Annotated in this window: 7 protein-coding genes and 1 pseudogene; 4 read left to right on the top strand and 4 right to left on the bottom strand. The window is 27.7% G+C overall.

Features of this window, described 5'->3' with window-relative positions; translation table 11 throughout:
- The 4 genes and pseudogenes from AC9UFV_RS08645 to AC9UFV_RS08660 form a co-directional block, all read left to right on the top strand.
- A pseudogene (locus tag AC9UFV_RS08645) lies at positions 1 to 1081 on the top strand (hypothetical protein); the annotation flags it as partial.
- Positions 1082 to 1441: 360 nt separating this feature from the next.
- Complete coding sequence (locus AC9UFV_RS08650) at positions 1442 to 2293, top strand: hypothetical protein (RefSeq protein ID WP_509574878.1); 852 nt, start codon at positions 1442 to 1444, stop codon at positions 2291 to 2293.
- Between the two features lie 338 nt (positions 2294 to 2631).
- The gene (locus tag AC9UFV_RS08655) at positions 2632 to 2991 is read left to right on the top strand and encodes a BlaI/MecI/CopY family transcriptional regulator (RefSeq protein WP_509574880.1); all 360 of its coding nucleotides are present in this window, start codon (positions 2632 to 2634) and stop codon (positions 2989 to 2991) included.
- Position 2992: 1 nt separating this feature from the next.
- Positions 2993 to 4849, top strand: coding sequence for a M56 family metallopeptidase (locus AC9UFV_RS08660; protein WP_509574882.1), 1857 nt, complete (start codon positions 2993 to 2995; stop codon positions 4847 to 4849).
- Positions 4850 to 5023: 174 nt separating this feature from the next.
- Here the strand turns inward: AC9UFV_RS08660 and AC9UFV_RS08665 are convergent, their stop codons facing one another.
- The 4 genes from AC9UFV_RS08665 to AC9UFV_RS08680 form a co-directional block, all read right to left on the bottom strand.
- Positions 5024 to 6505 (bottom strand): Fic family protein, encoded by a 1482-nt coding sequence (locus tag AC9UFV_RS08665; protein ID WP_509574884.1) that lies wholly within the window; start codon positions 6503 to 6505, stop codon positions 5024 to 5026.
- 402 nt (positions 6506 to 6907) lie between these two features.
- Complete coding sequence (locus tag AC9UFV_RS08670) at positions 6908 to 7402, bottom strand: hypothetical protein (protein ID WP_509574886.1); 495 nt, start codon at positions 7400 to 7402, stop codon at positions 6908 to 6910.
- A gap of 2 nt (positions 7403 to 7404) precedes the next feature.
- Positions 7405 to 7920 carry a rhomboid family intramembrane serine protease gene (locus AC9UFV_RS08675; RefSeq protein ID WP_509574888.1) on the bottom strand — a complete coding sequence of 172 codons (516 nt, stop codon included), beginning with the start codon at positions 7918 to 7920 and terminating at the stop codon, positions 7405 to 7407.
- A 140-nt stretch (positions 7921 to 8060) separates the two neighbouring features.
- On the bottom strand, positions 8061 to 9685 hold a 1625-nt coding region (locus AC9UFV_RS08680; RefSeq protein WP_509574890.1), incomplete at its 5' end, for an ATP-binding protein.

Consider the following 9685-nt stretch of genomic DNA (forward strand, 5'->3'; position numbering starts at 1 on the left):
TGTTCATCAACAAATAGCAGGTATAACCAATCCATTTTATCAATCATTAATTAAAAAACGAATTATTATGTTACACAAAAATCAATCTGACAAAAGAAACGCTTGGAAGTATTCATTGGTACTTCCACTATTAGGAGTATTTGTATTTTTCTTTCAAGTAAAAGTAGTCGCACAAGAAAAGCAATCTACAACAAAAGAAATTGCAGATAAAGAAATACCCTTTTTTATTGTAATTGATAAAAATAATACTGAAAAACAAATCAAAGAATCTTCATTTGCTGCAAAAGAAAATTATGATGTGGATTTAAAATTTTCAAAAATTAAAAGAAATTCAAAAGGAGAAATTATATCCATTAAAGTTGCATTTACAAATAAAGGTGGAAGTTCTGGAGCTACTGAAATTAGTGGTACAAAACCAATTCAATCTTTTTGTTTTTTTATAAATGGTGATGAGATGGGATTTAAAGAATTGAAAAAATCTAAAAACAATGAGAATGTCATAGTTTCAAAATACCCTATAACTGATTTAACTGTTAAAACTTCAAATGCATTAAAATCACTTAAAATTACTGACAAAGACATTTATATTGATGGTGTAAAAACTACTAGTAATGAAATTTCGGAATTAGACCCAAATGCTATAGAAAAAGTAGAAGTGAATAACTTTGAAAATAATGTTAAAATTACCACGAAAACAATTAATATATCAACGTCTAAAATTAATCCTGACCCAATAATTTACCTTAATGATAAAGAGATTTCTAAAGACGAAATGGATAAAATTGATGTGAAAACTATTAAATCAGTTGATGTAAAAAAAGGAAAATCAAATGGAGAAATTAGAATTGTATCAAAGAAAAATAATTCAATTGAAGATGCTGAAATTGTTCTCGATAACAAAGTGATTTCTTATAAAGATTTAAATAAATTAGATAAAAATGAAATTGAATCCATTAATATAAAAAATAATAATGGTAAAAGATCTATTGAAATACAGAAGAAAAGTGCTAAAACTATTGATGATAATTCCTTGAAAGAGGTAAGATATGTTGAAGGAACCGATGAAGTAAAAGAAGAATAACCAAAGCAAAAATGGAATTAGAAAAAGCAAAAGCTGAAATTGAAAAGGCAAAAGCTGAAATTGAAAAACTAAAATCAAACAACAAAAAGTAATAAATGTAACGATAAAATCAAATTCTTTATTTTAATTTAGTTAGTTCAGCTCCCTGATTTCTGATAGTTAAATAAATTATCATCTCACTAAAATAGTAACTTTCTCCAATAAGGGGAGCAAAACAAAACCCGATACTTTCGTATCGAGTTTTGTTGTTTCTATAATTTACAATTTTGATTTTTTAATAAATTTTTAGCGTATTAAACTTAGAGAGTAAAAATCTGATTATTTTTTTTATTTTTGATTTCAACAACTTAAACCATAATCATGAAAAAAATTTCTTTAGTCCTCTTGTTATTAATTGGTAAAATTTATGGACAAACTCAATCAGACATAAATTTTTATTTTGGTAAAGTAGAATACATTAATGCTACGGTTAATTTAATTGATGGGAAAAGATTATTAGGTGAAGTTCAAGATTTTGACTCTCCTAATTTCATTGAATTTACCAATCCTTATGATTTCGATCCCAGTACTATGGAATCGAATAATAATTTAGACAGAAAAAAAATAAAGTTCAGAAGAAATGCTTCAGAAAAATATAGAACTATTCCCTCAGATTCGATCAATTATATTACCTATTTTGATAGTGAATTAAATAAGGTAAAAGAATTCAAACGTTTACACATTTTAAAAGCAAAAAGTAATGGTGAAATTGTTGATTCTGGAAATACTGTTTTTTTGCCGTTAATTAAAAATGATTCAATAAATTTTTATGGTTATAATATAACTATTAAAGGAGCAGGTAAATATGTAAGAACCGTTTTCTATATGAATAACCCAAAAGATAATTTTGCGATTAATCCATTAGATTTTTCTTTAATGGATTTTATGGTAAATAAAAGTAAAATACATTCAAAAGTTATTAATGCAATAAAAGCTATTGCTAAAGATTGTCCTGAGTTTACAAGGATGTTAGATACTAAACAAGATGTAACAAAAGAAATGGAAAAAGATGCTATTCAGAAATATCAAGAGATGGAAAAACAAATAGCTGAAGGAAAAAAGAAATTGAAAAATAAAAAAGAAAAAAATGCATTTGAAGCAGAAGTTTATACGGATTATAATTTAAAACCTTTTTTAAATCTAACCGAGGAATATAAAAAAATGTGTAAGTAAGTTATAATCTAGTACATCGCCTTAATTTTTTTAAGATTGAATAAGTATTTATCGAGTCAAAATTGTAACTTTCTCCAAAAGGGGAGCAAAAGCAGAAAGACTTCACAGTAATGTGAGGTCTTTTTTGTTTAAATGGTTTGCATATAGTTTGCACAAAATTGATTTCCAAGAGCATATATCAACCTTTATTGCAAACATAAAAAGCTAATAACCCTTCGCCTATTGATTGAACCAACCCAGTAAAATAGTTTAAAAACTAAAAAAATAGTTAAATAACTATAAAAATAGTTGTATAACTAAAATAATAGTTTTAGGTTTGCCTTATAAAATTTAAAGACATGCAAAAACTAACCAACAAAGAAGAAGAAATAATGCACATTTTGTGGAAGCTAAAGAAAGCTTTTGTAAAAGACATTATGGAAGAAATTGTAGAGGAAAGACCTCATTATAACACACTTTCTACAATTGTAAGAAATCTTGAAGAAAAAGGGTATGTAGGATACAATGCCTATGGAAAAACACACCAGTACTTCCCTATTGTATCAATAGAGGATTACCGAAAAGCATTTATGAATACTGCTATTAACCATTATTTTAATAGCTCGTATAAAAATTTAGTTTCCTATTTTGCTGAAGAAGAAAAAATATCAGCTGAGGAACTCCGTGAAATTTTAGCTTTAATCGAAAAAAAGAAATAGTATGGAAAATTTCCTACTCTATTTTGCAAAGGTAAATGGACTAATTATTTTATTCTATTTATTGTATTTGGTATTGTTGCGTAAAGAAACTTTTTACGTTTCAAATCGCTGGTATTTATTAATGGGGTTAGTAACAGCAATCATTTTACCATTAATTACGTTTACAAAAACCATTTGGGTTAATCCTGAACCGATTTCTAAATTCATCGAAGTTGTTCCAATAACAACCGAAAAAACAATTAGAACTGTTTCGGAAGCTCCTATAGATTGGTCGCTAATTTTAAGTGCAGCCTATGGTTTAATTACCATTGTAATATTACTAAAAGTGGGATTCGAAATTGCCTCATTCTTCTATAAGATTGTCAAATTAAAAAAGGAAAATAATACGAATTATACTTTGATTTATGCTAACTCGACAGAAAATCCTTTTTCGTTCTTTAAGTACATCGTTATTAATCCTACTCTTTTTTCGAAAGAGGAATTCGTACATATTTTAACGCACGAACGCATTCACGCAAAACAATGGCATTCTATAGATGTGTTGTTTTCAAAAGTATTCTGTGCATTGTTTTGGATTAATCCAATAAGTTGGCTGTATCGAAAAGCCATGTTACAGAATTTAGAATTCATTGCCGACAATCAGTCTTTGGAAGAAATTGATAGTAAATACGAATATCAAAAAACACTTTTAAAGGTAGTTGTTCATCAACAAATAGCAGGTATAACCAATCCATTTTATCAATCATTAATTAAAAAACGAATTATTATGTTACACAAAAATCAATCTGACAAAAGAAACGCTTGGAAGTACGCAACAATTCTTCCAGCATTAGTAGGCTTTATGTTATTATTTCAAATTGAAACTATTGCACAAGTAAAGGAAAGTAAAATTGAAAAAAGCAAAATTAAAAAAAATAACTTTTTAGTTTCTTCAGTTTTTTCTTCAGTTTTGACAAAAAATACTACAGATGAAGAAATCATCGAATTGCAAAAGATTTTTTCTGTCAAAAAATATAAACTTAAAATTTCTAAAGTAAAACGAAATAAAGAAGGGGAAATTATTGAAATAAAACTTTCATTTGACTCAGGAAAAACATACAATCGAGTTCTTGAAAGAAAATCAACTGAACCCATTAACAACATCAAAATTTTTATTAATTCTGATAAAGATGATGATACTGATTGCGGTTTTGAAGAAAGTAACGATGCTGTAGCAGTTGAAGCTGTCGCACTTGAAAAGGGTATTTATATTAATAACTATACCATTGATAACTTAGTCGAAAATGGAAAAAAGGTGAATTTAATTGTAAACGGAAAGCTACAAACAGCCACTATTAAAAGTAAAATTCCACTAGACCAAGAAATTGATATATTTGAAGAATTGGACGAAAAACAATTAAAATCTAAATACAACATCGATAAAAAAGAAGGTGAAATGTATTATGAAATAACTACAAAAAAAGAAGCTCCAAATAAAGACGAAAACAAAGTAGTAAGAACAAGTTTGGGAGTAAGTTATGAATCAGAAACATCGAAAACTAAGAATCCAATTGAAGACACTGAAATTCTACTAAATAACAAATTGATTTCTTATAAAGATTTAAATAAATTAGATAAAAATGAAATTGAATCCATTAATATAAAAAATAATAATGGTAAAAGCACCATTGAAATACAGAAGAAAAACGCTAAAACTATTGGTGATAATTCCTTGAAAGAAGTAAGATATGTTGAAGGAACTGATGAAGTAAAAGAAGAATTAACCAAAGCAAAAATCGAATTAGAAAAAGCTAAAGCTGAAATTGAAAAGGCAAAAGCTGAAATTGAAAAACTAAAATCAAACAACAAAAAGAAATAGCTTAAATAAAATCCCGATAGTATCGGGATTTTATTGTTATAAATATAATGCTCTACTTTTAAAATGGTATTTAATTCCTACTCTAAAGGTATTTAAAAAAAATTCCACTTTTAATATGGGGTTGCTCCAGTAGTTTTTTGTCTTTTAGTGGTAAGACAAGATATTATCACATTCTTATTGTACTATTATTTTTAATTTAGCTTCATCGTGTTCTTTGAAAGCATTAGATGATTCTAATAGTAGTTCTAATTCTTCCAAAGTACCTGCATTTAAGGTTGCACTAAATTCTTGTGCACGTTGTAGCATTTTTATATAAGCCAAGGGGTCTTGTTGCCTTGTTAATCTTCTTAATGCTCCTAAATAATCATCTCGATATACTGTAGGAATTATGATTCTAGTTTGTTCTGCTTTTACTAATTCAGCGTTCATCATTACTCTGGCAATTCTTCCATTACCATCTAAAAATGGGTGAATTTCACTAACCATAAACATAATATAAGCTGCTTTTGCAAATGGGTCTGTAAGTGCTTTGTAATAATCAAAACCTTTTATTAAAGTTCCTTTTACTAATTCAAAATCCACAAAAAACGTTTCACCCGCACGGTTGTTTTTATCTTTAAATACACCCGGCATTTTTGTTGTTCTAGCCTCCAATAGCAATCGGTGTCTGTATTGAAGAATATCGACGAACTCCTCAGGTTTAGATGGCGTAATATTCATTTCAACTTTACTACTGACCAATTTATACGTCCCCAATATGTCGTGAGAATCTTCATCTCGATTGAACATAGGCGTATCGGTTTCGATAATATTTTTGGCCTCCCCTACTTCAAATCGAGTTCCCTCAATATAATTTGAAAAATAGGATTCAAAAAAAGCGAAATTTTTGAAAGCAGTGTTGGAAGTGTTAATATCGATTACGTTTTTAAATTCTCTTTGTTTTAATTCTAAAAATAGTATTTCAAACAAATCTATTCTGGATTGGTCATATGGATTTCCAAATGCTCGAGCAATTGCCCGTGGCGATGATAATATTTTGGAAGGCTGAGTAGATAATAACGCACTGATAAGTTTGTTTAATTTTTCAAACTCTTTTTGCATACCCAATTTCTCGGCGATTACTTTTGCATTATCTCTAATCTGATTTAGTCCCTCTTCCCCTTTTACTTGTGCGATTTTTTCTAGTTTATTTTCTAATTCAGAAATTGATATCGTTTTAGATTCTGGACCTGTTTTTCTTGATGATTGAAGATTTTCTAAAAAAGCTCTTTCTTGCTGCGAAACAAATAGTTCTCCTGAGAATGAATTATCGCCCTCAATTGCTCCAATACCTTCCATAAAACGAATTGATATTCCAGGTAATTCAATTTTTTTGGTATAGGTATAGGTAACAAATATTTGACCTGTGTTGGTTGGTTTAAATTCAATTGCAGAACGATGGCTTAATAGTGAACCAGGATATAAATTACCAAGAATAGAAAAAATATTCCTTTTGATAATAACCTCATCGGTATCAACAAAGTTAGAAGTGAAAATACGAGGAGCAATTTTTTTAATTTTACCGGTTTTTTCAAGCAAAGCAATTTGCTTTCTTACTTTTTTATCACTCGAAGAATAAATAACTTCTTGTAGGTGCGTTGGGATATAATTTTCCATTAGTTCTACTTTATGTAAGCAAAACTATACTTTATTTTCCACTAAAATGTTATTTTTGGGCTTTTTTTTCCATTATAAACGAAATATGTTTTAAAAAGTAGGGTGTAATGTACATAAACACATCAATATAATCAAAATTGATTTTTTAAGAAAAAACAATAATTTAAATAAAAAAAGTTTAAATTGCACTCGAAATTTAATTCAAAAACAGTACACCAAACAGTACACCAAACCGTACACCATTTTTAAAGAAATCATCTTTTTTGGCATATAAATGGGGGTAAAAATCGAGTGAAAACTCAATTCATAACCCTGAGGTCGGGAGTTCAAATCTCCCTCTCGCTACAACAAAACCCCTTGCAAATTGTTGTTAGGGGTTTTTTATAAAATATAGCTGCATTTTTAATTATTCGGTTCAAATAAACCAATTTGTCTATTCATTTCATTTAATCTTTCTTTAGAATCTTTGCTGTTTATTAAGGTTACAATTGCTACTCTTTTTTCTTTAACAGAAACAAATTCAATGCAATACTTATTTATCCTGGCTGATATAACATCAGAACCCGCAAGAGAATAAACGTCTTCAATTCCTTCTAATAAAGCGTCAGATACATTTATTAAATTATAGGTTTCTCCCTCATTGTAATCAATTCCCATTATAGGAAGCTCAAAAATATGTTGGCTTTGAATTCCATCCAATGGCGTTGGTTTGTTCTCAAAATAGAGCAGTACTCTTTGAATAGTTTTGTCTTTATAGGATGCGTCTTCTTCCAGATTATATTTATATGAAAGATCACAAGTAATCATTTCTTTTATTCTAATTTCTTCTTTATTCTGAGCGAGAATATTTGAATTTAGCGCGAAAACTAATACCAATGTTGCAATTGTTTTTTTCATAATTAATTATTTAAATTCCTAATGTATTTTGAAGTTTGATGTTGTTTAGACATCCATTGTTTATTTATTACAATTGAAACAACGCCAATTGTTATTCCTAAACAATGGCATAAATGTGAAATAGAATCACTATTACCCAACGAAGTAAACTCATAAAAAGAGAAAAAAAGTAAAAATCCAATATTGAATTTTGGGAACGATTTTCTAGTCAATAATACTCGTGACAACAATAAATAACACAATCCAGATATTCCAATCATTGGAGTTGTAATGTTTAATAACACTAATGGAAATAGGATAAATGAAATTAATAGTGAAAATTTAATTAAATTATTTAATCCTAAATTGCTGTTGTAATCTGGTAAAATTACCAATATTAAAAAAAGTAAATTATATAATAAATGTTCTAAACCTGAATGAATAAAAGGGCTAAACAACGGATTGTATATAAATAAAGTTGATGCAATGTCGCTTGAAAAAAATGCAAAAAATAATATGTAAATTAAATTTAAAGCCAAAATGATTGTTGTTAATTTAATAAACAATTTGAATTTCAATTTGTAATCAAATTGTTTTAAACTATTTAAGAATGATTTCGTTACCATATATATTTTATATTGATTAATATTAAAAGAACGATTTTGTATTTCTAATTGAGTTAAGAAAACCCAATTGATTTTTTTTTGTTTTTACGAAAGTTCAATTCACTTTCAATATAATTTTTGAAATTTTCTTCAGTAGATTCTAAATTTTTAAATAGTATCTGTTCTACTAAAAACTTCTTTTTTAAATTTTGAATTTGGCCACCAGTTAAATGATATTTATTGCTAATTTCCAACAAAGGAGAATCGCTATAATTTGGAAAATGACTTTTCAAAATTTTAAATCTAGTTTCATTTTCTGGCTCATCCAAATGGAGTTTATATAAAATACGTCTATCAAAAGCTTTATCAATATTTTGAATTAAATTAGTAGTTGCTACGAATATGCCCTTAAAATCTTCGAGTTCTTGCAATAAAATATTTTGCATAGTATTGTTCATTTGATCCACAGAGGATTGAACATCATTGCGTTTACTAATTAATGCATCACATTCGTTGAAAAATAATATTGGCGTTTCACCATAAAATTTTACAGCTTGCCTGTATTCGTTAAAAACTCTTTTTATATTTTTTTCACTCTCCCCTACCCATTTTGATTTAATCGAAGCTACGTCAACCAGCAACAACATTCTGTTATTTAATTTGGCAATTTGTTTAACAAGCTCTGTTTTACCTGTTCCGGGCAAACCATAATAAAGCATAGATAATCCAGGGTTAATAGCATTTTCTTCAAATCTTTGCATTACTTCTGTAAAAGAATTGGAAGTCAATAATAAAACCTCATCTATAGATTTTTGGGTATCTGTATTGAAATATAAATTAGTGATCTCTAAACTTTCTGGCGTAATCAAGGTGCAGTATTTTGGAGAGAAAGTACTTTGTTCTGATTTATTTATATCAAAATTAATATGTTTTTTTAATTTCTCTCCTGGTAAAACAATGGAAAAATCAATAAATCCTGGAACCTCAAATTCTAAATAACCTTCAGTAAATAATTTAGATTTTTCTGTTGAAACCCGTTGTTTGAATCTAAAGTGTAAATTCGATTCGTCATCAAAATATTCTAAAATTAGATCTAAATCAAATTCCTGAATACCATACTGAGAATAGGCAATAATGTAAAACAGAATTACTTTTTCAATTTCATTAATATCTTCATTGTCAAATATCTCTTTGATCAATTCAAACTGTTTGAATTTATGAACATAATTAATTAACACCTCCACTACATATTCCTTTTCAACTGTTGCTAGGACATTATTTATATAGGATCTAATATTTAAAAAGGCTTCGTTTTGATTTTCTGGTATTTCAACATTAAGCTTTAAAATATCATTGTAAATAACTGCATCAATAACTTCTTTTGAAAAAACATATTCATTTGTTGGCTTAGAACTTCGGCGCATTGTTGAACGCAACAAACCAAGAGATTTCCAACGATTTATCTCTTCTATAGTTTTCATAAACTCAAGTGGTTTAAAACCTAAACTTTTCATTATTCTTGTTGCCGAATAAGATTCTCCACTTAATTGATCGCATATAATTATAGAAAATACAGCGGCAACTTTAATATCTACGGCAAAAAAATCAGCTATAGAATTTAAATCAGTTTCTAATTTACTTTGAATTTCAGGATTTTGAAAGATAAATTTATCCTTATTGTCATAAATTTCACTTACAC

The organism is Flavobacterium sp. (genome assembly GCF_044349645.1).
GTDB lineage: Bacteria > Bacteroidota > Bacteroidia > Flavobacteriales > Flavobacteriaceae > Flavobacterium.